At 62.5% G+C, this 26050-nt stretch carries 17 protein-coding genes, 1 tRNA gene and 1 pseudogene; 7 read left to right on the top strand and 12 right to left on the bottom strand.

The features are described 5' to 3' along the window. Positions 1 to 1064: 1064 nt before the first annotated feature. From EVJ50_RS02125 to EVJ50_RS14810, 6 genes and pseudogenes are all read right to left on the bottom strand, one after another. Positions 1065 to 2230: pseudogene (locus EVJ50_RS02125) on the bottom strand (IS5 family transposase). Between the two features lie 642 nt (positions 2231 to 2872). Further along, a complete protein-coding gene (locus EVJ50_RS15300; protein ID WP_150882149.1) occupies positions 2873 to 3277 on the bottom strand; it encodes a type II toxin-antitoxin system PemK/MazF family toxin in 405 nt (134 codons plus the stop codon). Positions 3278 to 3791: 514 nt separating this feature from the next. After that, positions 3792 to 4903 (bottom strand): IS3 family transposase gene (locus EVJ50_RS02115; protein ID WP_370455564.1). Its coding sequence is split into 2 segments (ribosomal slippage): positions 3792 to 4642 and positions 4642 to 4903, totalling 1113 coding nucleotides; the frame shifts between segments, so codons are not numbered across the junction. Between the two features lie 1184 nt (positions 4904 to 6087). After that, on the bottom strand, positions 6088 to 6777 hold the full coding sequence (locus EVJ50_RS02110) for a DUF1353 domain-containing protein (protein WP_150882147.1): 690 nt from the start codon (positions 6775 to 6777) through the stop codon (positions 6088 to 6090). Beyond that, positions 6774 to 7103, bottom strand: a complete 330-nt coding sequence (locus tag EVJ50_RS14815; protein WP_225323032.1) for an integrase core domain-containing protein — start codon at positions 7101 to 7103, stop codon at positions 6774 to 6776. The genes EVJ50_RS02110 and EVJ50_RS14815 overlap by 4 nt, the downstream gene beginning before the upstream one ends. Before the next feature lie 87 nt (positions 7104 to 7190). Further along, entirely contained in the window at positions 7191 to 7400 is a 210-nt protein-coding gene (locus tag EVJ50_RS14810) for a hypothetical protein (RefSeq protein WP_225323031.1), read from the bottom strand. Positions 7401 to 7880: 480 nt separating this feature from the next. Between EVJ50_RS14810 and EVJ50_RS02100 the strand changes: the two genes are divergently transcribed. Both EVJ50_RS02100 and EVJ50_RS02095 read left to right on the top strand, forming a co-directional pair. Then, a complete protein-coding gene (locus EVJ50_RS02100) occupies positions 7881 to 10313 on the top strand; it encodes an EAL domain-containing protein (protein ID WP_150882146.1) in 2433 nt (810 codons plus the stop codon). Between the two features lie 265 nt (positions 10314 to 10578). After that, positions 10579 to 11010, top strand: a complete 432-nt coding sequence (locus EVJ50_RS02095; RefSeq protein ID WP_370455563.1) for an integrase core domain-containing protein — start codon at positions 10579 to 10581, stop codon at positions 11008 to 11010. 888 nt (positions 11011 to 11898) lie between these two features. Here EVJ50_RS02095 and EVJ50_RS02090 read toward each other — a convergent pair. Beyond that, positions 11899 to 12339 carry a hypothetical protein gene (locus tag EVJ50_RS02090; RefSeq protein ID WP_150882145.1) on the bottom strand — a complete coding sequence of 147 codons (441 nt, stop codon included), beginning with the start codon at positions 12337 to 12339 and terminating at the stop codon, positions 11899 to 11901. Between the two features lie 533 nt (positions 12340 to 12872). On the opposite strand from EVJ50_RS02090, the gene EVJ50_RS02085 reads away from it, so the two are divergent. After that, positions 12873 to 13262: a hypothetical protein gene (locus EVJ50_RS02085; protein ID WP_150882144.1), complete on the top strand. Its 390-nt coding sequence runs from the start codon at positions 12873 to 12875 to the stop codon at positions 13260 to 13262. A 118-nt stretch (positions 13263 to 13380) separates the two neighbouring features. Here the strand turns inward: EVJ50_RS02085 and EVJ50_RS02080 are convergent, their stop codons facing one another. Together EVJ50_RS02080 and EVJ50_RS02075 are read right to left on the bottom strand one after the other, a co-directional pair. Then, complete coding sequence (locus EVJ50_RS02080) at positions 13381 to 15945, bottom strand: AAA family ATPase (RefSeq protein WP_150882143.1); 2565 nt, start codon at positions 15943 to 15945, stop codon at positions 13381 to 13383. A gap of 1433 nt (positions 15946 to 17378) precedes the next feature. Next, positions 17379 to 17452 (bottom strand) — tRNA-Pro (locus EVJ50_RS02075). 131 nt (positions 17453 to 17583) lie between these two features. On the opposite strand from EVJ50_RS02075, the gene EVJ50_RS02070 reads away from it, so the two are divergent. Continuing rightward, a complete protein-coding gene (locus EVJ50_RS02070; protein ID WP_191964832.1) occupies positions 17584 to 18771 on the top strand; it encodes an aspartyl protease family protein in 1188 nt (395 codons plus the stop codon). Between the two features lie 312 nt (positions 18772 to 19083). Beyond that, a complete protein-coding gene (locus EVJ50_RS02060) occupies positions 19084 to 19713 on the top strand; it encodes a MarC family protein (RefSeq protein ID WP_150882141.1) in 630 nt (209 codons plus the stop codon). A gap of 18 nt (positions 19714 to 19731) precedes the next feature. Here the strand turns inward: EVJ50_RS02060 and EVJ50_RS02055 are convergent, their stop codons facing one another. From EVJ50_RS02055 to EVJ50_RS02045, 3 genes are read right to left on the bottom strand one after another with little or no spacing between them, the layout of a single operon-like run. Next, a complete protein-coding gene (locus EVJ50_RS02055) occupies positions 19732 to 20049 on the bottom strand; it encodes a hypothetical protein (protein WP_225323030.1) in 318 nt (105 codons plus the stop codon). A 58-nt stretch (positions 20050 to 20107) separates the two neighbouring features. Next, positions 20108 to 20932 (bottom strand): fatty acid desaturase, encoded by an 825-nt coding sequence (locus tag EVJ50_RS02050; RefSeq protein ID WP_150882139.1) that lies wholly within the window; start codon positions 20930 to 20932, stop codon positions 20108 to 20110. A gap of 44 nt (positions 20933 to 20976) precedes the next feature. Then, on the bottom strand, positions 20977 to 21960 hold the full coding sequence (locus tag EVJ50_RS02045; protein WP_370455561.1) for an orange carotenoid-binding protein: 984 nt from the start codon (positions 21958 to 21960) through the stop codon (positions 20977 to 20979). 122 nt (positions 21961 to 22082) lie between these two features. Here EVJ50_RS02045 and EVJ50_RS02040 point away from each other — a divergent pair, with 122 nt between their 5' ends. Both EVJ50_RS02040 and EVJ50_RS02035 read left to right on the top strand, forming a co-directional pair. Continuing rightward, positions 22083 to 24890 (top strand): ATP-binding protein, encoded by a 2808-nt coding sequence (locus tag EVJ50_RS02040; RefSeq protein ID WP_150882138.1) that lies wholly within the window; start codon positions 22083 to 22085, stop codon positions 24888 to 24890. After that, positions 24890 to 26011: an HD-GYP domain-containing protein gene (locus tag EVJ50_RS02035; protein WP_150882137.1), complete on the top strand. Its 1122-nt coding sequence runs from the start codon at positions 24890 to 24892 to the stop codon at positions 26009 to 26011. Before EVJ50_RS02040 ends, EVJ50_RS02035 begins: the two co-directional genes overlap by 1 nt. Positions 26012 to 26050: the final 39 nt, after the last annotated feature.

The raw sequence follows: 26050 nt of genomic DNA, 5'->3' as shown, positions 1-26050 counted from the left end.
GCCACCAGCTGCTCCAACGATCAGCTAGTTATCGGCGCAGCTGCGCGGTGACGGCCTATCCGCCCCCTACTTGAAGGATGATCGCCGATAGCCTACGGACTGCTCTCCAGCTGTCTTCATGGAATGGATGCCTTGGTGGCCTTCCATCATCCAGGGATAGCTGGCGGGGGCGCATACAACACGCGGCAACATAGCTCCGGGTCTTGAGAATGCGACTGCTGCGGACGCTGGCGGACCGATGAGAATCTCAGCTGGTGCGGCATCCGCTGCGTGGTCTTGAGGAAGGGAACCGCCTTCCACACGCTGGATTCATCAGCCATCGCTGCCACCATTCATTCATCCCTCATTAGCCATGGATCTGCTGTTGGTCAGCCTCGGAGCGTCATACAACCGATCTTCAACGAAACCAAACCCTTCAGGTAAGCACCAAGTCGCCTCGTGAGCGCTCACCGCTGCTGTGAGCAGCCGGAACACTCCCTTGGCTGACCTGTCTGATGTGAACTTTCTGAGCGTGACCACAACGTGGTGTCAGCGCAGTGCCTTGGCCATCACTTGCCTCATCTGCTTCATTGGCTGCCAACCCGCCCTGCAACCCAGCTCTCGCAGGAACACGGTCGAACTCGCTGGAAGGTGAGCAGTCCTGTTCCGACTCGGGCATGACGGACGGGCGAACGACACACTCCCGGCGCAGGGGGACCTCCTCCGTCAGCCACGCCGTTGTGAGAAGGGGCTTACGACCTAGCGAGAACGCAAAGTCCTTGAGGTCTGACGCTGGCCCGACAAACACGCACTCCGGAAGGTCATAGGTGTGCGGCATTCCATCGTCCGTTGGCCTGGCCACTACGACGCTGTAGGTGGTCGGCCCGTTGCCCTGATGAGCGTGGACATGCACTAGGAGGCTGCTGAAATTGCAGCCGAGACAGGAGCTGGTCCTGCTGTTTCCCACCTCGGTGCTTCTGGCAGCGATTCCCGAGTCGCCGGAGTGACGGCTTTGATGCAGCCGCCAGCCGGCACTATGTCGGAGAAGGCTCTTATTTGCATCGGACCACCCGGTTGCCTGCGTTTCATGCCATGGCCTCCCGTGAGCTGAGCAGGTTGGCCAGTCGGATCAGGTTGTAGGCCGCCACATGCAGCCGGAATACTGCCCCGACCCTGGATCGCCCTCTGGCCTTGAGCTGCCGCAGCCCCGCAGCCTGTTTGATCCAACCAAACACCTGCTCGATCCGCTTCCTGGCCTTGATCGATTGGCCGTAGCCCGCATGGCGGACGGTACGGCCATCAATGGCGGAGCGGCGACGCGGGCCGCTGTTCTGGGCGACATGCGGCGTGACGCCGGCAAAGCGAACACCTGCCACGAAATCCCTGGTGTCGTAGCCCTTGTCCGCGGCGAGAGTCTTCTGGTGAGTACCCGGCAGAGCCTTTGCCATCCGCAGCGCAGCGGTTCGTTCCCCATGGCCATCCGCCCGGGTCACTTCACTGGCGACCACCAGGCCATGGCGGTTCTCCATCAGGCAATGACCCAGATAGCTGAGAAACGCTCCAGTGCCGCTGGATTTGCGGAACAGCCGCGCATCGGCGTCACTGCCGGATCGATGGGTCCGGTTGGAGAGCAGCAGCCCCCTGAAATCACCTCTGGTCCGTTTGCGGCCTTTCGCGGGAGCCCCACCAAATCCATGGCCACCACTGGGCGGTGGTGGACCGTCACCGTCATCCACTCCGTCCAGACGCTCGAGAGAGCTGTGGGATGCCCAGGCCCGCAGCAGGGTGCCATCGACCGAGAAGTGCTCGGAACTCAGCAGCGGCTTGACCTCGGGCGAGGCCAGCAGCAGCTCAAGGAACCGGGCCATGAGGTCCTCATTGAGCAACCGATCCCGGTTCTTGGTGTAGACGAAGTCGGCCGGAGGCCATAGGTGGTCGGATGCCAGACGGGATCGTCGGGGTTGAGGCCGACGAACCAGCGGAACAGCAGGTTGTAGTCCAGCTGCTCGATCAGCATCCGCTCCGAGCGGATGCCATAGATCGCCTGCAACAACAGGGCCAGCAGCAGCTGTTCCGGTGGGATGGAGGGACGACCACCCTCGGGATAGAGCCTGCAGAAGGTGGGATTCAGTCGGTCAAGGGCGTGATCCGCAAGACGCCGCACCTGCCTCAGGGGATGGGCCTTGGGAATCCGATCCTCGGTGGAGACATAGGAGAACAGGGGACCGGTCCGCTCCTGCTGTCCGCGCATTCGCCTGGTGCCGTTGGCTCATTCTCCCGCAGCTGACAGGGTTTTTCAGCGGCCTCCTAGGGCATGCCGGATGGGCCGGCCCTGGCGGCGCAGCCCGTAGCGAGCCGCAATGATCTGGGCGAGGAATGACATGACTCACACGGCATCTGAGCAAACGGGCGCCCTTGTCAGGGACTCATCACATTCCTGGTCTAAGCCTGGGCACACACTCCACGCATTAAGGGTTTCCATACTTCTTGCCGGAGTCCCGCCAACACCCGCCATGCACCCATGCGTCTCTCCGCATGAAAGCGGTGGGATCGATTCTCCAGCACATCACAACGCCGTTCAGTACCCCAAGGGCTCTGGAGAGAATCGACAGGAGTAAGTTCAGCGATCGCTTTGCCTACGGCGAACAAGCAGCGGCTCCAGCTTCACGAAGGAAAATCAGTCGCCTCGAAGCGCTCGTCCAGTTGTCGGCTCGCGCGGCGTCTCAGCAGCGTAGGCAAACAAAGAAACCCCGGCCGGTTAGCCAGGGCTCTTGTGGTCTGTCGCCTCGGGCAGCTGGTTAGCAGGCCCGGAGCGGCCTCGCGTGCGAGGACTTTTCCCGATGGCATGCCAGTGCGGGTACACCTCAATAGTACGGCACGCTTCCCGAGGGGGCTATGAGATGCCGAGGACGGCCTTGACCTTCGCCCTGATGATATTCAGATCATCTTTGGAGACGAAGACATCCTGAAAGACCCTTCGACCGCCAGGTGTGGTCCTCTTGCTGAAATTGGTCAGGCGGTCCTGAACGCTTACAGTCGCTGGAAGGTCACATAACGCCCACATCCTTGTTGCTGGATACTTGGGGTGAGGGAGCGGGCTGCTCAGCACAACCAGGTGATTGGTCGGTCCTGCGGGGCGCCAGGTTGTACTAAATGGAATAACGGTGCATAGCCACGCAGTAACCTTTCTTGGTCTTGGAGAAATAACGACAACGGGTCGATGCTTGATGATTTCGGGCTCCCGGTAGCCGCCAAAGTCGCAGACAACAATCTGCCCAGCGTTTGGTATTACCTTCACCGATCACACCTTCATCCGATTCTCGCCTGGTCAGAGATCCTGGGGCATATTGCATCTATAGCAAGAGCATCCCCCTCCAGGACACTCAAGAGTTCACCAGCAAGGCCCAAGCCGCCCAATGGTGCTGCTGTCCTCCTGCTGTCGTGATGGCAGTGCATGGGCAATGAGAGCTTCCCTGAGCCCACCTGCACCACAAGCGTGATGGACTGAATCCCTGCGTCTGCCGGCGAGCGACCTCCGTCCGGTGCGCTCGGTGCCAACGTTCCGGCTACTGACAGCATGGCCCTCCAGCGACGACAGGGTGGAAATGGTCAAAGGGAAGAAGCCTTGAGCTGCCGAGGCGGTGTAGGCCACATCGGTTGGTTGAACAGCGGGTGGTGTCGGAGCAGGCGCCCTGATGGAAGTTGAACCGTGCTGCAGGACGGGGAGGGTGGCGATCCGCGGTCCGGCAGCGTGATGGTCATGACGTGACCCCCTTCATCGGTCCAGGCCTTATGAGAGTGGTTGGTCATGGTCATGCAGCAGCTCCTTGTTGAGCTGCCTCCAGGGGCGTACGCCCCTGGAGGGCCGAATGCGGCCTGAGGGAGTTGTACTCCCAGCGCCAGCGGTCGGCCAGGATCTGAGCTTCTGGGGCTGTGGTGAACAGCTCGGTGTTGAGGAACTCATCCCTGAATCTCCCGTTGAACGACTCGGCAAAGCCGTTCTGCCACGGGGAACCTGGCTCGATCGTGGCCGTTGTCGTGCCGCTGGTCCTGCACCAACGCCGTAAGGCGTGGGCGATGAATTCAGGGCCGTTGTCGCACCGGATGAACGCCGGTGCCGGGTAGAGGCTGGTGAGTTCCTCCAGCACGGCCACCACGTCCCTGGCCTTGCAGCGCCTGCCCACCCGGATGGCCAGGCAGAGGCGGCTGTGCTCATCGATCACGTTCAGAAACTTGAGCCGCCGGCCATCGGCCGTGGCATCGAACTGGAAGTCCATGGCCCACACCTGGTGGGGATGCTCGGCCCTGTGGCGCCGCACTGAGCCGTCCGCTGGCCGTGCCCGCTTCTGCTTTCTGGGGGTGGGCCGCTGCAAACCCTCCTCCCGCCAGATCCGTTGCACCCGCTTGTGATTCACGCTCCAGCCCTCGCGCCGCAGCACGCGGTGGGCCATCCGCCGGCCCCAGCGGATGTGCTCAGCGGCGATCTCCCTCAGCCGGTGCCGCAGCTTGGTCTCCTCGACCCCAGGGGCCCTGCCGCCATGGCGTTGGGTGCTGCGGTTCTGACCCACAACCCGGCAGGTGAACCGCTCCGATGCCCGGTAACGCTGCTGCAGGACGACCACCGCCCTGCGCCGGCGTTCCGGGCTCAGAAGTTTCCCTCGGCAAGATCTTTGAGCATCGCCTTTTCCAGTTCCGCCTCTGCCAGCAGCTTTTTGAGCCGAGCGTTCTCCTTCTCCAGCTGAGTCAGCCGCTTGGCCTCCTCGGCCTGCATGCCGCCGTACTGCTGACGCCAGCGGTGATAGGTCGGCTGCGTCACCTCGATCACGCGGCAGACCTCGGTGACGGTCTTGCCCTGGGCGATCAGCTGCTCGGCGGTTTTGAGCTTGCGGATGATCTGCTCTGGAGTGTGACGGATTCGTTTCATGGTGAAGTCCCCGGCCCTGTCTGGCCGGTTGAGGACTCTCATTCACCCTGGACCGGTTTTCGGGGTCCACGTCAGTCATGGGCCAGGTCGTCGGGATTGAGGAACTCCCGTTACCAGGTGCGGAAGGTGCCGCGCACTCCCTCGAGAGATACGGCCGAGGCATTGGGCCATCCGTCCAGTTGAGTTGAGAAGATCCCGCAGCGTTGCGCCTGCTCGTGGATGAACTGACGCGCTGGCGTAGCTCCCTTGCGCGCCTCTCATCACGACGATGCTCCTGTCGAGGGACCGCGCACGGCTGGCTAGGTGTCATTGGTCCCCCGTCCCAGCACCAAAGCGGCTGGGCCATTACCAGGAAAGAGAGGGGGGAGGGGCGTTTGTCTCTCGCGGGCTGCCCCTCCTTCAGGAAGCCCGGTCGAGTGCAGGGCGGCGGGCTTCCCTTCAGTCCCGGTCTAGCGAGTCTCGCGGAACCGTGCCACTGGCACAACTACCCATGAGACGAATGAGTTAGAGGTGGCCGAAGACGGCTTGAACAGACTGGCGAGCTTGAGCAGGTGGGCGCTTCTCAACGGGGGAGACGAGGCAAGGGCGCAGTGGCATCTGACACACCGCTGTCGGGATTCCCGCGTTGAGTGAAGGTGTGCGGAGCCCTGTCAGCCACGAGCGGACGTCACCTGGAAGGGAAGCGCCCTGAGCCGAACCAGCTTGTCCAGGCCACCACGCTTCTCGGCCCACTGCGTTGCAAGCTGTGAAGCAACGTCGACGCTCCCAAAGAACCGGCTGCTCTCACCGTTCTTGGCTGTGACCTCCCACATGTAGATGACAGCCATGACGGGCCCCCATCGTCTACCTCCATCCTCGCAGACAGAGGGGGATGGCGGCACCGAGGCGAGGATGCTCCTCAGACGCGACAACCAGCAGCAATCTCCCCGGACCCAAGTGGTTTCAGGCAGGCGAGCCTCTCGTAGCCGTCTCGCTGCTGGGCCCATTGAGGTGGATGTCGCTTGCTAGACATCCTTGGGCAAGACTGCGGCTGGCTATCAGAATTGTAAACGCTGACTGCAACGTTGAACGGGTGGGCAATGATAGAAGTGCCAAGCGGAAGGGAGTGATTCACACATCATGCCAAAACAGCGTTACCCAGGCTTTCCACCAAACAGGCTGCTAGACAGCGATACCAGACTTTCTCAGTCGATTGCTGCACGTACGGTGTAGGCCAGTGCATAGATCGCTACTGTCAATAAGACGAATGTCGTCAAGCCGAGAGTATTGACAATCAGAGTGAGGGCTGTGATGACTGCGAATAGAACCACTAGTGGGAGCCAAGGTGGGCTCTCAGTAAAGCGCTTACCCGCATACTTGATCCCAATTACCCACCCTAGTCGGACGGCACACCAAGCCAAGAAACCCCAGAAGGGCATCTCGTTCACGTCTGTAACAATCTCCCGGAAGAGCCTATCCGCTTCTTGTCGAGTAACGACACGGAAGGAATCACCGGACGAATACTTAAGCCCACCTGCGCAGAAAGCGTAGTCGTGAACGATCGAGGCCGTCAGAAGAATACCAAGGGGACGCAAGACCCCGAAGCTGAGCATTCCAACGAGCCAAGGCATCGGGACTGAAGCTCCGTCGAACTCTAATGGCTTGCCACCATGCTCAACAGGTATAATAATCTCTCCATTGAGATGAGACGCGAAGTTGGCATTAGCTATCGTAGCCTTCCACTCATATTCAAGAGTGAATGATCGTCGGCGACTTGCTGCCCAAATTCGACCCAACGCTCCCTTCTCGGTTGTAGGCAACAAAATCGGCTTCAGCAAAGGAAGCCTGTTCCTGTCAAAGATGAAACTAAACTTGCCCTGGTAGTGGCTGCTCATGAATCAAAGCAGGAGGGTGAACGTAACGTGTCACAATGCTGTTGCACGCGACCAGAAGAAGGTAGCGATCCATTCATATCGAATCTATCATTCAGGAACTCCAATCCGTTATCAAGCACAGAGCCGAAGCCGGCGTGCTTCCTCAGCTGGTTATAGATCGACAGGCAGCGAGGCCGCCAACGGTTGCGCTCCTCCGAGTTCTGAAGGGCCATGGCGTATGCACACTCTCGGCAAAGCATCTGGATGAATCGCTCTGTCTTGCCGTTGGTCCTGGGGGTGTACGGCCTGGTCCGGATGTGATTGAGCCCGATGGCCCTACATGACACGGTGAACTGCCAGGAGACGTACGCCTATCCATTATCCGTCCTCAACCGCCGGCACTCGAACCCTTGCCCGCTGAACCAGGGGACGGCTCAGGGCAGGAAGCCGATGACGGTGGGCTTCTGCGCGTCGGCCTCCACCTCCACGTAAGCCTGGTGTGTGGCGTCGTCCACCGCGACGTAGATCAGGGTGACCGCTCGCTTCCACACATAGCGCTTGACCAGCGGTCTGGCCTCCAGGATGAGGAGCCGCCAGCAGTCGGGCGATGTGGCGCAGATGCCACCGCTGTTAGCGCCGAACACTCCGCCGATCTTCCAGTGCCGCTGGACCGCCTGACCGGAAGCGCGCCAGCCAATTGTGGGGCGCAGCGCAGGCTGATCCCAGCGTCAGCAGCGAGTTCAGGCAGAGAACGGCCCTGAACGAGGTGCTGGCAGATCAGCCGATGACGACCCCGCTGAGTCAGGCGGGCATTCGGATGGATATGCCTAGAGGTGTGAGATCTGGGTTGGCGGGTCGCACCTCACCCATAGCGGCATCACACCTCATTGGCCTTTGAAGAACCTACAGAGACAGAACGCCTAGCGCCAACTTGAGCCAGAGAATGAGAACCATTACTGTGCAGCTCGTCGCTACCTAAAGTCGAGCCTCCAGGGCATATGGATGACGCGTTCACTGTCTATGCCCGGCTCAACAGGGCATGTGATCCGAACTCGGCCCTGTATTGCCAGAGCCGCGACATGTGGGCACCATTGACATAGAAGGTTTCTCCTTGCCATCCACGAATGAACGCGAACCAACCGAGTGGAAAGTCAGAGGGCGTAGATCGGAATAGATTCCGTGAGATTGTTGACGGTATTCCAGCTGCTGTCTTCCAGTATCGACGCTATGCAAGCGGTCATGACTCAGTTTCTTACACCAATAAAGGTTGTGAGGATCTTTCGGAGATTCCTGCTGATCAAGTGTCCTCAGATGCAACCCCTCTATGGGATCTAGTCGTTCAGGACGACGTGATCGGGCTCTACAGATCGATTAAGACCTCTGCTCGTGAACTCACCTTTTGGAAGCACGAGTGGAGAATCAAGACCCCTTCAGGCAGGCTAAAATGGCTCAATGGAACTGGGACGCCAACTCGCCAGGAGAATGGCGATACGATTTGGGACAGTGTGATTATTGACGTCACATCTGAGCGTCAGAGCCAGCTCCGTATGGATGGCTTCTTTAATCAGCAGATGTCCCTTAATATCATTGCCGACGGCAATTGGAAAATACTGCGAGCCAACGAAGCCTGGTCAGATCATCACAAGCCAAAGGGGACTAGCCGATTAACAGGTGCGTCACTTATCAACCTTGTCCATGATGAGGACAAAGAGCAGTTCAACAGACTACGCGAGAACAGGCTGGAGAGTCCAGAGGGACAACCCTGTCAGTTCCGTCTGCTCCTTGATGGTGATTCTTATGTCTACCTCAACGCGTCTGTTGCGTATTCAGAGACCGAAGAACTCTTTTATATGGTGGCTCAGGACGTAACTGAGCTAAAGCAGTCCCATGAGCGACTTAGGCGTGCGTCAACCGTCTTCAACAGAACATCAGAAGGGATTCTGATTACGAGTCCCGACGGCGAAATCAGGGAAGTCAACGACTCGTTCCTGCAAATCACAGGATACAAGAGAGAGGAGATCATTGGTCAGAATCCAAGAGTCCTGAAGTCGGGTCGTCATTCGACTTCCTTCTATCAGGATCTCTGGAGATCAGTCCGTGAACACGGAAGCTGGAGTGGGGAGATCTGGAACCGACGGAAGGATGGCACAGTCTACCCCCAGCTCCTAAGCATCAACGCCGTCACCGACGACAAAGGCATGACTGAGGAATACATAGGCATCTGTGCCGACGTGAGCAATGTTAAGCGCGACAAGGAGATGCTTGAGTTTCTCGCACACCATGATCCACTGACCGGGCTCCCCAATCGTTTGCTGTTTGACTCGAGGCTGAGCCTTAGCATGCAGCTAGCTGCTCGAAACCAGACACAACTGGCAGTCGCATTTCTAGACTTAGATCATTTTAAAAACATTAACGACACCTTGGGGCACGCTGCGGGAGATGAGCTGCTTTTGCAGATCTCGAAGCGACTCGGCAGCTCAGTCCGATCAAGTGACTGCGTTGCACGCATCAGCGGCGATGAGTTTGTCATCTTGCTGACCGAAACAAAGGGGCCAGAGAATGTTTCCCAGATTATCCAGATGATCCGAGGCATTTTTGAGAAGCCATTTGTATTACCTGGACTGGAGACACACGTTACTGCAAGCATTGGCGTTGCACTGTATCCCGATGACGGCAACACGTCATCCGAGTTGTTGGCCAACGCCGATGCAGCGATGTACCACGCGAAGGAGAACGGTAGAAACAATTATCTCTTTTACTCTCCCGCGTTCACAGAGAGGGCCTATGAACACCTGTTCCTGGAATCCGCAATTCGAGATGCCATTGCCGAGAGGCAGTTCTTCTTGGCGTATCAACCGCAGGTCAGCCTGTCTAGCGGAAAGACAACAGGGCTAGAGGCTCTTCTCCGCTGGAGGCATCCTAAGAAGGGAATCATCACTCCTACGCGTTTTATACCTGTGGCTGAGCAGACTGGACTGATCAGGCCCCTAGGCGTTCTTGTTCTTAAGATGGCATGCACTCAGGCAAAGGCCTGGATCGATGCTGGAGTTCCCATCGGTCGTATAGCGGTCAATGTCGCGGCCCAACAGTTTCACCATCACGACTTTGTCTCCGATGTGAGAGAGGCGCTCAACGAATCCGGACTCCAGCCAGACCGGCTGGAGCTTGAGTTGACAGAGAGGTTTGTGATGCACCTTGATGAAACCTCGGTAGCTCAGCTCAAGGCTTTAAGGGCTCTGGGGATAATGATCTCAATTGATGACTTTGGGACGGGTTACTCCTCGCTGATTTATCTCAAGACTCTGCCAGTCGACAAGATCAAGGTCGATCAGTCTTTTGTGAGAGACATACCAGAGGATAGAGACGATGTTGCAATCGCAGATGCCGTTATTGCTCTTGGTTCTGCTCTGGACCTGCTTGTTATTGCAGAAGGGGTTGAGACTACGGAACAGCTTGCTCATCTGAAAGGGAGATCCTGCGCCCAGGGGCAAGGGTACTTCTTCAGTAGACCCCTCAAAGCCGAGGCTGTTCCCGGCTTCCTTAGCAGGCAGGACTGAGCTGGTGGCGTGAACCTGGTCCAGACATATCTTGTTCTTTCAATCACGGGTGAAAGGTTTTCTACGAAGATAAGACTATCGCCTGTCGATGGAGCGGCCAGCCACCTGTATCGCGCCAATCACTTATTCGTCTGAAGCAGGGCTTACTGAGAAAGTCCGGACCAACTGGGCCGCAACGAGTCTGCGGAGGTTGGGGCAGTAGACTGTTAGCAAGTTGGCGCATTCCGCCCGAAAAAGCTCCCCAGGGTTTTCCACATGTACCGGCGTGAGCATCGTCATCAGCTCTCGCTTAGGGATTTCTTTCTGCCATTCGGCCGTCAGCTCTCTGGTAACATTATTCATCGTGATCGGCTTTCTGGCCAGAGCCGTCGCGTGGTTCAACGAACAGAGGATCGAGTGCCGGCGGGTGATGTCGGACAACGGGCCGGCATACGTCTCCAGGCAGTTCGCCGTGGCCTGCGTGGCCATGGGGCTCAGGCACATCCGGACCAGGCCCTACACCCCCAGGACCAACGGCAAGGCAGAGCGATTCATCCAGACGCTCTGCCGGGAATGGGCCTACACCATGGCGTTCCAGAACTCGGAGGAGCGAAACCGCTGGCTCCCTCGCTACCTGTCGATCTATAACCGACTGAGGAAGCACTCGGCCCTCGGCTGGCGTTCACCTCAGCAGCGACTCAGGGAGCTGCTCTGCTGAACAACGTGGTGAGATACGACACTTAGTGATGACCTGCCCGGTCCAGGCGGGGATGCAGCTATTCACTGCGACCACATCAACGGCACCGATACTCAGGGTTCTCGACGAGGACAAGCAGTGGCACCAGGGTGTTTTGCCTCCCCATGAGGCTGCTTGTAAGGGAGAGCAGAGCGTGTAAGCCCAGGACCTTTCCTCCTCTACCCTAAGGGGGAGAGGAGGATCGAAGCATCGACGTCCCCAGCAACGAATGCGAAGGGGATATGCCCTTCAAGATCGACGATCCAATGGCTCAGGCGTAGACATCCGGTCTTGGCCTGGGTCATTCGCGAACGGTCGCAGTCGGGCCTCGATGTACCCGCGGAGTCGCCCCTCCCGCCAGCGGTAGCCGACCGGGCGTCGAGGCTGTCAGCCGGCAGACTAGGCAGCAGCAGATCATGGGCCTCGGTGAGCTGCTGGAACCAACCGCAATTCCCGGCCCTGGCATCCGGGTGCGCCTGTGCAGCAAGCTTCCGGAAGGGCATCACGGATGGAATTGCGGATGTCACCCTTCTCCAGCAAGCCGAGTAGCTCACGGGCCTTTTCGCCGCGAACGCTCTATCGCCCCCCCCGAAGAATCCGCCAGCCCGACCGCCATCGGTGGTGCGACTGGGATTCCCCTGATTTCGTGGACAGCAGTCAGGGGCGCATAGGGTTGAGTGTGCGGACTGCGGCAATCTGGATGCCTGGGCCGTCAATCCTCGGACATTGAGCGACAGACGTCCCTACGCCATCCATGGGTGAACGGTCGGCCACGTGATCTACACCAGAGCAATCAACGCCTGGAGGCAGCTCGAGCTGGTACGCGACCTAATTGTTGGGGCAACTCATGCTCCTCACTCAGACCGCACCTCAGGCTGCCCCCTCCGCGAAAGTCTCAAGCGCGTCCTCCAGTCCTTGTCGCATGAGCTCTTCCACCCGTCTTGGGTCGGTCTCAGCAGCCACCAGTGACGCCACCCGCACGGGCACATTCAAGATTCGATCGCGCAGCTCGCGAAAGCTCAGCTCTACCTGCCGTCGCACCTTGTCAGCGTCCAGCAGCTGTCCTTCGCGCTCCAGCACCTCTAGTTCAAGGAGGTGAGCCTGAAGACTCACCTTCGCTGCCACTCCCTCGGCATGGGTGAGGCGCTTGACACTAGACAGCGTCGGCCGGTGGGAGGCTTCCGTGGGCCGGCAGGTCGGCCTGGTGTTTGCCTTCCACTCAGCATCGGCCAGCTCCGGGTTAATCAAATATCGCGAGCCCTTTCTGGTCACTGACTCACTCAGTCGGCCGTCATGGATCGACTTCCTCACGGCGTGGCCAGTCACACCTCGGCGGCGACCGTACTCATGAGGTGAAATCACCACAGTCCCTCGAAATCATGACTCAGCCTACCGAGCATCCGTAACCAGAAGAAACCAGTTACAAACAATGCCAGACATGGTCTCTCTCGCGCGTTCGTTGTGATCCAGCTGCCACAGCCGCTTACCACAATCAAAGTTCCGTAATCCCGTTTGAGGTGTGGCGCTACCCAGAACTTGGGGCCTTGGCACCCGAAGGGGTATGTGGGCCGGGAGGACCCGCGAGGCGATCGGTGGAGAGTTCCAATCCGGTTCCGATAGAGGGGGAGTAGGGGGCCTTTTGTTCTGCGGCCTGCCTCTGCTCTCGGCGTTCGCGCTCTCTTCGCTTGAATTGTCGAGTGAACATCGCTTCGATTGCTCTGAGGTCTGTCTTCGTCATTCCTCGATCAAGCTCGAAGGGTCGAAGCGCCTCGAGACAGCTAGGCATCAGACGAGCGGTGGCTCAATCGGTTGCTCTCACGAACTCAGCGACGTCCAAGGAGCGGATGAAGACCTCGACCTCCTGTTCGACCTCGATACGACGATCAGCGTCGGGCATCACGGGAGCCGGGAGGGAAGTCATCGAGCAGGAGGTCATGGAGCCGGCCGTGAACTTCGACGAGGAGGCCCCGGGCGAGCAAGGTTCGAGGATCCCGGCTCTGAAGATCACGGACGACGTGCATCGCGAGCGGAACGGCTTCCAGCGCGGACAGCAGCGGCTGAGCTTGGGAAGCGACTTCGAAGGGCGAGACGGTCTCCATCGCGGAAGGAGGCAGCCCGGACGACGAGTGAGATGGGCGGAGGTCATCGGAGGAGGCGGCGGGAGGTTGTTGCCAGAAAGGGAGACGGGTCGCGTAGCCGAGTTCGTCGAGCTCGAGCGGTTCGCCGGGCCGTAGCGGGATCGATCTCCCGAGGCCCAGGGCGTCGAGCTCGGCCTCCGTAGGCGGGCGGGAGGGAATCTTCGGGCTGGAAATCAATGCCTCGAACTCGTCAGGCGCCGAAGGGCCGCGGCCGTCATTCCGCCTCTTCCCCGGCCTCCTGCTTCGGTTTGGCCGGTTCGTCAAGGATGTCCACCGGGATCGGCATGTTCCGGCCGGCGTAGGCATGAAGGCGGGCAGGCGCGAACGCCGCACAAGTCCGCCGGAGACGGTCGGTGCGTTGAGGCACGGCCTTTGAAGCGTCGATCAGGCAGTGAGAGAAGTCGCCGCGGGCTTCGGCCTCCTCCAGGGCCTTCTCCTTTGCGTCGTCGGCCTCGATCTTGTCAGCAAGCCAGTTGAGGCCGATCTCGCGGAACCAGGCGCGAAGTCGATCTCCTTTCAGCTCGACGGTGTCGTCCGGGACCTCGACGTTCCACAAGGGTGTTGGGAAGGGGCTGTCGTGCCAGATGGGGTCGTTCCAGTTCGGGTCCTTGTAATCGACCTGTCCGGGCGATCGGGGATTGGTCTTTCCGGCCTCCGGGTTGCGGACGTCGCCGCGCGGGAGACGGAGCTCCTCGCCGGTGTCGTCCCGAGTGACGAGGACGAAGGGCCCTCCGGTCGCCGAAATGCCGGGGCCGATCTGCCGAAAGCCCTTCTGCCAGGTGCCGTCGATTCGGACCTCGACGGGCGGATGAACCGACTTCGGAGGTTCTGACGGAGAGGGGAGGGGGCAAGGGGACCACAACTCTCTCTCCTCTACCTCTCTCTCCTCTCTCTCACTACGTTCTCTCGCTTCGCCCGGGGTGCCGAAAGTGGGTACCGCAGGGGTACCGGAAGGGGGACCGAAAGACCGAAATGAGGGGGGACTTTCGGTACTTTCGGTACTTTCGGCATGGTTACCCCGTAACGCGCGCGAGGGGAGGCGGAAGTAGCCGTAAGCCTTCCGACCGCGGGACGACGGGAGCTCCTTCCGCTCGACCTCTCCGGCCCGGTACAGCTCGCCGCACAGCTTCCGGACGTACCGCTCATTTCCGATCCGCATTTCCCGATTGATCTGAGCGGGCGAGAACGCCGCGGGCGCCCGAGATGCCAGGAACCTGCGGACCCGACCTCGGGTCGTCTTGATCTCGTCGAGCGTCACGGTTCGGTCCGCCATCCCGCGATAGACGAGGCGGAGGTCTTCGCGGTTGCCTTCGAACTCGTACGTCGTACCCTCCTCTACCAGGCCAGAGCGGCTCTTAAGGCAGCGAAGGGAGAAGACCTTCTCCGGGTTCCCGTCCTCGTGGTCGCACCAGAAGCCCCAGACGTCGGAGGCTCCGTTGACGACATAGGCCGATCCGAAGATGTCGTGCTTCGTGATGTCGACCCGCTTCTTCGCTCGCTCGCTGGGCTTCGTGACGTGGTGCATCAGGATGATCGTCACGGCAAGCTCGTCGGCGAGATCGTTCAGGCGATAAACGAAGAGGCCGAAGTCCGGATCGCCCGCCTTGATCTGACCCCCGAGAATGCGGACCATCGAATCGAGGACGACGACCTTCGCGCCGGTTTCGATGATCCGCTGCTTTAGCTCCGGAAGCATGTGAGCGGTCATCGCCCAATCGACAGTCAGTGTTCCCGCTTCCGGCTTGAGGTCCATCTGCCGCCACTTCGTGAGGGCGTTCGTCGGCGACTCGTCGACCTGAACGATCAGGACCGGAGACTTCTCCGCCTTGAATTGCCCGGCGAACTTCTCGCCCTGCGTTACGGCTTCGGCGACGAGGTACCCGAGGGCCGTCTTCCCGGCTCCTCCCTCCCCGGCGATGACGGTGAGGCCCGACGAGAAGAGATCCTCGACAGCGGGCTTCGGCGCTTCGCTACCGCCGGCCATGAGCTCCTCGAAGGACGAGGGACTCATCGGTCGTCGCCGCCGCATGATCGCGTCGATCAGGGCCCCGAACTCGGCATCGCGTAGGCCGAGAGTCTTCTTGAGCTGGACCATCGCCACGGCCCGAACGGACGGATCGGGAAGGTCGTCGATCTGTCGGAGTCCTTCGTCGAGTCGTCGATGAAGGTTCCCCGCGTCGTCGAGGACGGAGCACGTCTCGTCGTCCGGATCCCCTCCGGCCTCCCCGGGCCGCTCTGAAGCGAGCTGCTCGAGCTTGCGCGCGATCGCTCTTTCAATCGCCTCACGCCGCTCCTCGGGCGTTCCGGGTGCTTCGTCGATGTTCCCATGGTCGGGGAGACGGGGCCAGATCTCCGTGGCGGGGAGGTGTAGGAAGGGGAGGCCGACGGTTTCCGCCACTTCGGCGCACTTCTCCGCCTTCCGCCGTCCCTGGTCGTCGTTGTCCGAGATGTAGACGATCCCTTCGCCGCCGGCCTCTAGGAGCTCCCGGTAGCGGCGTTCGATCTCCGGGGATCTGTGGTCGTGGCCGGGCTGTGTGATCGCTGCGAGGTTCGCCTCAAGGACCAAGCCGACGCATCGCTCGCCCTCCTCCTCGATGAGCCAGCCAGGCACGACCGTACCGAAGAGAGGCCAGGGGTCCGAACCCTTCCCTGGTCTCCACCCGCCGGGACCTCGACCGGGAACGTAGGGCATGACCTTGCCGGTCTGCTTCGGGTCGCGTCTCGTCTCCTGCGAAGGCCCATAGCGATAACGGGCCCGCTCTCGATCGAGGTCGACCATCGTGGTCCCCTCAGGGACCGTGGAGAGGTCAATCCGATCGGGCAGTCGAGTGGTTGCCGATGTCACCTGACTCTGCGTCGAAGAGGGAAACGAGCTGAGGGGAGCAAACCAGGAGTTCTCTCCTGATGCAGACGGAAGGAAGACGTCCTCCCATCGACATTGCGTCGCAGAAACGCCCACTCACGGCCATCAGCGCCGGGGCCATGATCGCCGGGTTTCCGGGCCCAGTTGGGTGGATGATGGGTGGTCCCGTGATGACAGAAAACAAGACCTTGGTCCCCGATACGACAAGAGCCCTTGTTTTCACGACCGCAAACAGGGCAAGGATGCGTCGGGGAGCTCGGGCGAAATCGCTGCCTCCCAGGATGTTTGCGGTTTGTAGATAAAGATGGTGACATGGATTCACGGCATAATGTGCTTGAAATAGATACCCGCACAGACTTTCATGCTCGACACACAAGGCGAGCGCCTCTAGATATTGTGCTAGTCAGCTTTGATTGCCTAGACCAGGCTCGCTGTAAGTTTCAATATTGGGACCATCTGAATACACTCTACGAGTGTTATCTCTTAATGCCTCAAGGCAAGCAATCACATTCCACCGATGAGGGGCAGAACGCTTGGTTCCGATAACGATAAAGTGGAGACCCGGCTGAAGAATGCCCGCAGCCTTTAACGTCCAGAGGGACTTCTCCGACGGAAGCCCTATCGCCTTACAAGCAGCTGGAGTTGGCACCCACAAGGGTGCAACGTCTGTATTTTGATCCATGACCAGTTGCTGATCAGGCTTCTCGCAGCTGACACGGAAGAAACTCAAGAAGTTTCTTACATGTAGTCTGTGTTATGTAGCCACCAAGTCCCGGATACTTGGGATTAAAGATCAGCTTCCGCCTATATTGACTGCTTTCGGCGTTGGCTCTTACTTCCGCCCTAAAGACAGGATCTCGTTTGCACAAGTCAAGGCAGTAACAGAACATGTCTGCCTGATCTATAGGAAGCGTCACCCGGCGGCCATGAATATACCTGGTTACCGTCTTCTTCATGCTCCCATCAGGATTCCTAGGAGCAGGCCGCTCTTTCTTCTTCCGAAAGTCTCTGAAGAGGGGGTATTGACGCTGAGATTGATCGTGATTGGGGTGTTCCATAAGGGATGCATTGCGCAGGGCGCCCCCTGCGTATCAACTCCCCCTGAAGCGGACCCAAGGAAGTGGCGACATCAGGCAGGTCAGGAGCTTGCGTGTCTCCCAACCCTGGCGGAGGTGGCATGCCCCCCCGCTCGGTTGCTTTGACTATAGCCGCGTCTTCCGCCATATGCCCAGCCATCACCACCACATATGGGGCCCTAGGCGACCTGGGAACCCAGATGTGGCGCAGGCGCAGCGCAAGAGGGGCATGAATTGGGGCATACCCTGCCCTCAAAACCTCTGAGATCTCAATCGGGGCGACAGGATTCGAACCTGCGACCTAGTGCTCCCAAAGCACCCGCGCTACCAAACTGCGCCACGCCCCGGTCCTCGCAGTGTAGGGGCGCGTCCGTTGGCCGAATCCCCGAGGAGCCCGGGCAAGCTGGACGGATACCGCAGGATCTCCTTGATCAGGATGGGGCCGGCTGAAGCGGTTCAAGCCTCGGGAGCACCCGGCATGCAGCGGAGCCAACCGAAACGCGGCATCCCCGGCGGCATCATGCTCAGCCTCGCCGCGCTGCTCTCCCTGGCCTCATGCCCCCCGGCTGTCAGCCAGCCGCTGAGGCAGCAGGCCGTGATCCAGGTCGAGGGAGAGGAGCTGGCCGCTGGCCGGCTCAGCGGCTCAGGCCAGGTGCGGCTGGAGCGCGCCGCGGCTGGCGACACGCCGGTGCTCGGCTTCCAGGCCCTCACAACACCACCGCATCGGGTCCGGCTGCTGCTGGACACCGGCGCCACAAGCCATCTGCTCAGACGGAGCGCCTCCGAACGCCTAGGCCTGGCCTCCACGCCGATCCCCGAGGGAGACGTCGGCTTCAGCGGCGCGGGGGATCACTGCCGGCCGGAGCTGGCGAAAGGCAGCTTGCCGCCGCTGCGGCTGCTCGGCGATCGCGGCAGTGTGCGTCTGGAGGGCGCCGAAACCGTGATCCTCCCCATGGCCGGACTGCCGGAGGGCGTGGATGGGGTGCTGGGAGCACCAGCTCTGCGGCAGCTGCCGCTGTGGGTGGATCCGATCGCAGGCAGCGTGGGCTTCGGTGCGCGAGCTCTGCAGCTGGCGGATCAGGCCCTCGGGCAGAGGGCTGCACAACCGAACCACCAGCACAGGCTGCAGTGGAAGCACGGAGCTCCGATCACCGAGATGCAGCGAAACAACGGGGCACGGGTGGCCGCGCTGGTGGACACCGGCGCTGAAGGGATCTTCATCACGCCGGAGCTGGCCGGAACGCTGGACTGGGGCTTCGGGCCGCCGCAGCGGATCCGGGTGACGGGCTTCTGCGGCATCCAGAACGCCGTGCGGGCCAAACTCGGCGGCCTGGTGCTCGATCAACCCTCGGCGCAACAGGCCCCTCAGGAACAATCGGTGATCATCACCCGCAATCCGGTGTTTGAGGACCTTGGCGTGGAGCTGATAGTGGGGCAGGGCTGGTTGCGCCATCGCCGCCAGCTCTGGCGGCTGGATGAGAAGCCTCCGGTGTTGCGCCTGGACGCGCCACGGCTTCCGAAGCGATCGCCACCGTCAGAGACGGGCGCAGGGCATCCAGCCTCTCGTGGGGTGCACGGCGCAGTTCGCGTTCCAGGGACTGAATGCGCAGCTGCCGCAGACAGAACTTGCAGCCTCCTGTGGTCTGGAGGTGTCGCTCCGGAGTGATGCTGATATCGCGGACGGGGTGAATGGTGCAGCGGATCTTGATCGGAGTTTTATAACTCTTGTACACCATGTCTGTGTAATCATAATGTTCACCGAAGCGTTCCCTGGCACGTGCCAGGAACGTCTCTCGCGGGATCGGGCTACCCATGGCTGCAGCAGAAACGCGATGAGACGGAGAACAGGTCAGACCACACAGGCAGCGGCGGCAGAAGCGGGCCGGTCCAGGCTGAGACAGCCCGATGGTATGCAGCTTCGGGAAGCCGACGGTTGGAGGCTCGCCTGGCTTGACGATTCGTCACCGGGGCAACGCCGATGAGTCTTCCCGGCGACCCCACCTGGCTGATGACCAGCGCCATCGGCGTGCTGGCCGTGACCGATCCCATCGGACTGATCCCGGTGATGCTGGCGGCGAGCGAACGGGATCCGGCCCGTCTGCGCTTCATCGTGGGGCGGTGCTGCAGCACCTTTGCCGTGACCCTGGTGCTCATGGCATGGCTGGGAAGCGGTCTTCTGGGTGTGCTCGGCATCAGCATCGAGGCGTTCCGCATCGCCGGCGGTCTGATCGTTCTGCCCCTTGGGCTGCGCATGCTCAACGGCCAGTCGATCGACCTGCGCCGCAAACAGACCCATCCCGCCGACATCAGTGACGCCCAGTACGCCGTGGTGCCCCTGGGAATCCCGATCATGGCCGGACCGGGCACGATCTCCCTGGTGATCTCACAGGCCCCGGATGCGATGCCGGGTCTGCTGGCCTTCAGCGGCGTGCTGCTGGCGGTGAGCGTCTTCGTGTATGGGGTGCTGCGGCAGGCGGTGCGGATCAGCCGCCTGCTGGGTGAGATGGGGATCAGCATCCTCACCCGCATCATGGGGATCCTGCTGGTGGCGATCGCCGTTCAGGTGATCCTCGAAGGGATCACCGGATTCATGCTGCAGGCTCCGTAGCTGAGGAGCCGAGCAATCTCAGGCCATCTTGGAGAGGGCGATGATCTTGGCGATCTTGTCGGCCGAGAGTCCTTCGAGCTCCGAAGCAGCCAGAACGCCGTCCTTGAGGTTGGAGGCGAAGAGAAAGAGGATGTCGTCCAGATCGAAGACGTACTTGCCCTCGTGCTCGAAGCGGCGGGCGCTGAGGTAGTCGTGCAGCTGCCAGATCGCATCCAGGTCGGTGGCCGAGGCGCTGTGCTGCTGCACGGTCTCCAGCAGAAGAGCGGCTTCCCGCCGGCGGGCCAGATCAAAGGCGCTGCGTGCCACGGCTTGTTCCGCCTCACTCCAGTGGGTCACGGGCGGGGCGGACTGAGGGGGAGCAGCAAGCAACGTCATGAAAACTTGTTACGTCCTCTCATTTTATGGAAAGGGGTCCGGGAAGGCGCGAGCGGGTCGGCAATGCCAGAAACATTTCGTTATTGATGGCCGTCGAGCGGTCCGTGGCGGGCAGGGCGTACCAGGGAAGCCAGGGCTGCTCGTGGTGCGCGCGGTGATGGCCGAAGTGGTAGCAGGCCAGCAGCGACAGCCAGCCCGGCCAGTTCAACGACGCCACGACCGGAGACCGGCGATGCGGCAGATAGGTGCCCACCACGAACAGCTGGGCGGAGCTCAGCACCAGCGGCAGCAGCCAGTGGCTGAGGGGAGCCAGCAGCGACCCGACCGGACCGAGCGGGGTCCAGTGCCAGAGCACGGCGGCGACCGCCCCATAAAACAGAGCGATGCCGATCAGTTGCGCCCGCCCCAGATAGCGGCCCATGAAGCTGGCGTACCAGTGCAGGGAGCGGAACGGCACCAGGCACTTCACCGGCGAGCGGCCCGCCCCTGGCTCAGGCCAGTGATCCGGGTCTCCGGCCTGGCCGCAGTGGCGATGGTGGCGCCGGTGCAGACGGCAGCAGCGGCGGTAGGGCAGGCCGGCGTAGAGGAGCAGCAGCAACGACCCCGCCATCCGGTTCCAGTGCCGCTGCAGCGGAAACAGGGAGCCGTGCATGGCGTCGTGGGCCCCGATGAACAGACCGGTGTGCAACCAGGCCCGCAGGGGCAGCAACAGCAGCAGGGCGGCGATCAGAAGCGGGCGATGGCCGCTGGCCGGAGCCTCGAGACGCAGCCAGAGCCAGAGGGCCAGAGCCAGGCTGAGCGCTCCCAGACCCAGCACAAGAATGAGAAAGCCTGCCCCGATCATCCCCTGCAGGGAGGTGGGCAGGCCTGAGGAACGAACCGCCGCCGTCAGCGGGCCAGATTCAGCAGCTCCTTGGGTGAGGCGAGCAGGTCGATGGCAACGAAGAAGATCTTGCCGCTGGGATCGAGCAGGAACCGCCAGGCCACGTTCATGCCCACGTTGGCGCCGAACCATGGAGTCTGAACCTTGCCGGTGACCTTGATCTGGGTGAAGCCGTCGTCAGCCGGTTCGCTGACGCCGTTGGAGGGAATCAGGTTGAGGTTCTGGCAATCCTCCCGGAAAAACGCCAGCACCTTCTCGCGGCCGATGATCGGCTTCTGGAACGGCGGCTGCAGGGCACCGTCCGGCAGGAACAGATCGATCAGATTGTCGAAGTCGTTGGCGTTGAGCAGGTTCATGTAGTTGATCACCGTGGCGTTCTCAACGCCCTCGATGCTCACGGAGCTCCGCTCGGATTCGGCCGTCGGGGCCACCAGCGGCTCCGACACCTTCGTCATGTTCTCGATCTTCGCCGGGTCGTAGCCCATGTCGACCACGCAGCTGCGCAGGATCGAGATCTGCTGGCCGGATTCGCTCTCCCGGATCCCGGCCAGAACCGCCGCGGCGTTGGCGGAGAGCTGATAGGCCTCGGGGATGCCGGCGACGCTGCCGTCATCCATCCATTCGCCCAGCTTGTACCAGAAGCCGAGCTTGATGTTCACCGACCAGGTGGCATAGACGCGGTTGATCGGCGTGTCGGTCTTGCCGGCCAGCTCGAACATCACCTTGGTCTGATCCTCCGCCTCCAGCGAGCGGATCGAGTTGAGGGTGGGTTCGGCGAACTGCATGCGGGCCGCGCCGAGAGCAGCCGGGGTGATCTGGCTGCCCATCTCCTTGTAGGCGAACCAGATCAGGGCCAGCTGGTCCTCGATCGTCAGCTGGTTGAAGCGGGCAACGAGAGCGGGCACCACATCCGCGGTGCGCGTCTGCGGGAAAATGTTCCTGGCGGCATCGATCGTGGGGGCCACAGGCTGGTGCTCCGCGGTAGGCATGGCTGCAGAAAACCTACCCGACGTCCCCGGGGTGCTGACCCCGTCGGGGCTGACAACCAGGACCTGATGGCCATAGTTGGGAGTGTGCGGCGGCGTCCATGGCCCGCGGGGTGCAGACCGGCATGGCGAGGGTCCGGTGGCAGGCCGCCGCTGGGATCACCCTGCTGGCCCTCAGCACCACTCTGGCCGTCGGCGCCGTGGAGAGCCGTCCAGCGGCCATGGGCAGCCCCCCCGAAGCCCCTGCCACGGCTGCGGAGCGGGAGCCCCGATCCGGGGGCAGCGGCCCGCTGCTGACCCTCTCCGGCATGGGGGGCCTGGCACTGGGGCTCGCTCTGGCATCTGGTGTGGCGGGTCTGCGCCGCCGCAGCAGCACCGGCCTGGAGGCCCTGCTGGCCGAACTGCCCCTGCCGGCGCTGGTCGCCGAGCGCGACGGGGGCCGCATCCGCAGCACCAACGACGCCTTCCGGGCCCTGTTCGACGGCCTGCCCGCCGACCTCGCGGATCTGCGAGACCGGCACGGCCAGCCGGAGTCGGAGGACGTCGTGCTGGCGGGCGACGGGCGTCGCCTCCGGATCGATCCGATCGCTGCGGGGCGTCCGGGCGAGGCGCTGGAGCTGGTGCTGTTCCACGATCTGAGCCGGGAGGACCGGCAGTCCCAGCGGCTGGAGGAAGCGCACCACCGGCTGGAGACGGTTCTCAGCACGGTGGAGAGCCTGTTCGTGGTGCTCGGCGAGGACGGGCGCATCGAACTGCTCAATCCGGCCGGTGAGACGCTGCTCGGCGTGCAGCCGGGCGACTGGCTCGGGCAGGACTGGTTCGAGCACTACATCCCCGCCGGACAGCGGCAGGAGCTGCGGGAGCTGTTCCGCACCTGCTTCGATCAGCCCCACTCCGGCACCTGGAGCGAGCACGAGAACGAGATCCTCCTCAGCGACGGCAGCACACGTCTGCTGCGCTGGCGCAACGGCGTGATCCGCCGCAGCGATGGATCGGTGCAGGCTGTGGTCTGCACCGGCACCGACATCAGCGACCTGCTGCGCAAGGAGCGGCTGCTTCAGGACGCGCAGGCACAGGCCGAACGGGCGAATGTGGCCAAGAGCGAGTTCCTCTCGCGCATGAGCCACGAGCTGCGGACCCCGCTCAACAGCATCATCGGCCTGAGTCAGCTGGCGATGCGGCGCACGCTCGAACCGCGCCAGTACGACGCCCTGGACAAGATCCACGCCGCCGGCTCGCACCTGCTCAGCCTCGTCAACAACATCCTCGACATCGGCCGCATCGAATCGGGTCAGCGGGACCTGGAGCGGCTCGAGTTCTCCCTCACCGAGGTGCTCTCGCGCACGTCCGATCTGATCGGCAGCCAGGCCTACGACAAGGGGCTCGATCTGATCCTGCAGGTCGACCCGCTGGTGCCCACGGCCGTGCGGGGCGATCCGACCAGCCTCCAGCAGGCCCTGGTGAACCTGCTCGGCAACGCCGTGAAGTTCACCAACGAGGGTCAGGTGCGCCTCAGAGTGCAACGGCTGAGCAGCAACCACGACCTGGTGCAGCTGGCCTTTCTGGTGGAGGACACCGGCATCGGCATCTCGCCGGAGGCCCAGGCCCACCTGTTCACCCCCTTCGCCCAGGCCGATTCCAGCATCACGCGGCGGTTCGGCGGCAGCGGCCTGGGGCTGGCCATCACCAGCGACATCGCCCGGGTGATGGGCGGCACTCTCTCGGTGACGAGCACCCCGGGAGAGGGCAGCTGCTTCACCTTCACCTGCACCCTGGAGCGCATCCCCGCCGACCACCATCCCGCCGGCGCCCGCCGGGATGACCGCCTCGACCAGCCCCGCCAGGACCCGAGCGAGTGGGGGTTGAAGGGCCTCAGGGTGCTGCTGGTGGAGGACAACCCGATCAATCAGCAGGTGGCGCAGGAGCTGCTGCATCTGGTGGGCATCGAGGCCACCACGGCCGAGGACGGGCAGCAGGCCCTCGAGCGGCTGCAGCGCGATCCGCATGTGGACCTGGTGCTGATGGACCTGGAGATGCCGGTGCTCGATGGCTGGCAGACCCTGAAGCGCCTGCGCCACAACCCGGCCACCACGGAGCTGCCGGTGGTGGCGATGACGGCCCACGCCGGCGTGGAGGTGAGCAACCGCTGCCTGGCGGCGGGCATGCAGGCCCACCTGAGCAAGCCGATCGAGCCCGACCGGCTCTATGCCTGCATCGCCAGGGTGAGCGGGCGCCCGCTCAGTCCGGAAGCCAGGGCCGGCCTGCCCGCCAGCCTCCACCCGGACTGGGGCTCGCACCTCACCGGCAGCCGGCCGGAAACGCCCAGGGCACCCGCCGCCCGTGAGAGCCTGCTGGTGCGCGAGCAGGGGTTGCGCCGCATGGGAGGCAACCGCGATCTCTACGAGCGGCTGCTTCAGGAGACCGTCCGCCAGCAGCGGCCGGCTGCCGGGCGCTTTCAGGCGGCCCTCAGCCGTGGCGATCGGAGCGAGGCGCGGCGGCTCTGCCACAACCTGCGGGGCGTGGCCGGGAGCGTGGGGGCGCTGCAGCTCGAGCAGGCCGCCGCCCGCCTGGAGCAGCGCTTCGACAACGGCTCACCGGATCCGGAGGAGACGGCCAGCTTCCAGGACCTCTGGCAGGCGACCCTTGACGCCATGGCCCGGACCACCGGCTCCGAACCCGACCCTGCGGCGGGCCGCCGGCTGCCCGAAGCGGAGCTCACGGCCCTGCTGAGCTCTCTGGAGGAGCTGGCGGCCATCAGCGATGCCGGGGCCCTGCGTCGCTTCCGGAATGCGGAGGCCGATCTGCGCGCCAGCCTGCCCCGTGAGGTGTTCAGCGCCCTGGAGAACGCCCTGGGCGCCTACGACTTCGAGACGTTCCTGCGCCTGAGCCGCCGCGAACGGCTGGGGCGGCCTTCAGCGGCGGGGGCGAGCTGATGAATCACGGCACGCGGCCACTGGTGCTGGCGGTGGATGACTCGCCTGAGGTGCTGCAGTTCATCGACTCGGTGCTGGGCGACGACTACCGGCTGCGGCTGGCCACCAGCGGCCGCCGCGCCCTGCAGCTGGCCCGTCAGCGGCCCGTGCCCGACTGCATCCTGCTGGATGTGGTGATGCCGCACCTCGACGGCTTCTACGTGTGCAAGCAACTGCACAACGATTACGCCAGCCGCAACATCCCGATCATCATCGTCACCGCTTCCGATGACCTGGTGGCGGAATCACGCGGCTTCGCCTGCGGCTGCCGGGACTTCATCAAGAAGCCGATCTCCGCTCCGATCCTCAGGGCGCGCGTCAATGCCCAGATCGAACTCAAGCGGGCCCGCGAGGAGCTGGAGGACTACAGCCATCAGCTGGAGCTCGATGTGGCCAAGCGCACCAACGAGATCCGGCTGCTGCAGGACACCCTGGTGGTGGCCATGGGCCACCTGGCCGAGCTGCGCGACAACGAGACCGGCCTGCACATCCAGCGCACCCGCTACTTCGTCCAGGCCATCGGCCGTCAGCTGATGCGCCAGAGCGGCTTCCGCGAACGCATCAGCGATGCGCTGGTGGACATGATGTTCAGCACCGCGGGTCTGCACGACATCGGCAAGGTGGGCATCCCGGACGCCGTGCTCCAGAAGCCCGGTCCGCTCACCGACGCGGAGTTCGAGATCATGAAACGCCACACGGCCCTCGGCCTGGAGGCCATCGAGGTGGCCGAGCGCACCCTCAATGCCGACGCCAGCCTGATGCCGGTGCTGACGGTGGCCAAGCAGATCATCTACAGCCACCACGAGCGCTGGAACGGCCTCGGCTATCCCCAGGGCCTCGCCGGGGAGGACATCCCTCTACCGGCCCGGATCATGGCCGTGGCCGACATCTACGACGCCCTCACCAACGAGCGGGTCTACAAGGAGGCGATCCCCCACCAGGAGGCGCTGGGGATGATCGCCGAGCTGGCCGGCAACCACCTGCAGGCCGAGATCGTGGATGCCTTCCTCAGCATCGCCCCGGCGGTGAAGCAGATCGCCGAGCGCTTCCGGGAACCCCGGCTGCCGGTCGCCGTTCCGTGAACGGCATCCGCCGCGCCGCCCCGCCGGTAGTTCCAGGGT

Origin of the sequence: Synechococcus sp. RSCCF101 (assembly GCF_008807075.1) — a bacterium.
In the GTDB taxonomy this organism is placed as follows: domain Bacteria; phylum Cyanobacteriota; class Cyanobacteriia; order PCC-6307; family Cyanobiaceae; genus RSCCF101.
Note: the sequence above shows the minus strand (reverse complement) of the source record. Positions and strands in the feature narration are given on the sequence as shown.

Excerpts from the sequence above, each read along its gene's own strand:
- EVJ50_RS02110 (WP_150882147.1), bottom strand. The coding sequence starts at position 6,777 with ATGAGCAGCCACTACCAGGGCAAGTTTAGTTTCATCTTTGACAGGAAC.
- EVJ50_RS02100 (WP_150882146.1), top strand. The coding sequence starts at position 7,881 with ATGAACGCGAACCAACCGAGTGGAAAGTCAGAGGGCGTAGATCGGAAT.
- EVJ50_RS02085 (WP_150882144.1), top strand. The coding sequence starts at position 12,873 with ATGAAGACCTCGACCTCCTGTTCGACCTCGATACGACGATCAGCGTCG.
- EVJ50_RS02080 (WP_150882143.1), bottom strand. The coding sequence starts at position 15,945 with ATGGTCGACCTCGATCGAGAGCGGGCCCGTTATCGCTATGGGCCTTCG.
- EVJ50_RS02070 (WP_191964832.1), top strand. The coding sequence starts at position 17,584 with ATGCAGCGGAGCCAACCGAAACGCGGCATCCCCGGCGGCATCATGCTC.
- EVJ50_RS02060 (WP_150882141.1), top strand. The coding sequence starts at position 19,084 with ATGAGTCTTCCCGGCGACCCCACCTGGCTGATGACCAGCGCCATCGGC.
- EVJ50_RS02050 (WP_150882139.1), bottom strand. The coding sequence starts at position 20,932 with ATGATCGGGGCAGGCTTTCTCATTCTTGTGCTGGGTCTGGGAGCGCTC.
- EVJ50_RS02045 (WP_370455561.1), bottom strand. The coding sequence starts at position 21,960 with ATGCCTACCGCGGAGCACCAGCCTGTGGCCCCCACGATCGATGCCGCC.
- EVJ50_RS02040 (WP_150882138.1), top strand. The coding sequence starts at position 22,083 with ATGGCGAGGGTCCGGTGGCAGGCCGCCGCTGGGATCACCCTGCTGGCC.
- EVJ50_RS02035 (WP_150882137.1), top strand. The coding sequence starts at position 24,890 with ATGAATCACGGCACGCGGCCACTGGTGCTGGCGGTGGATGACTCGCCT.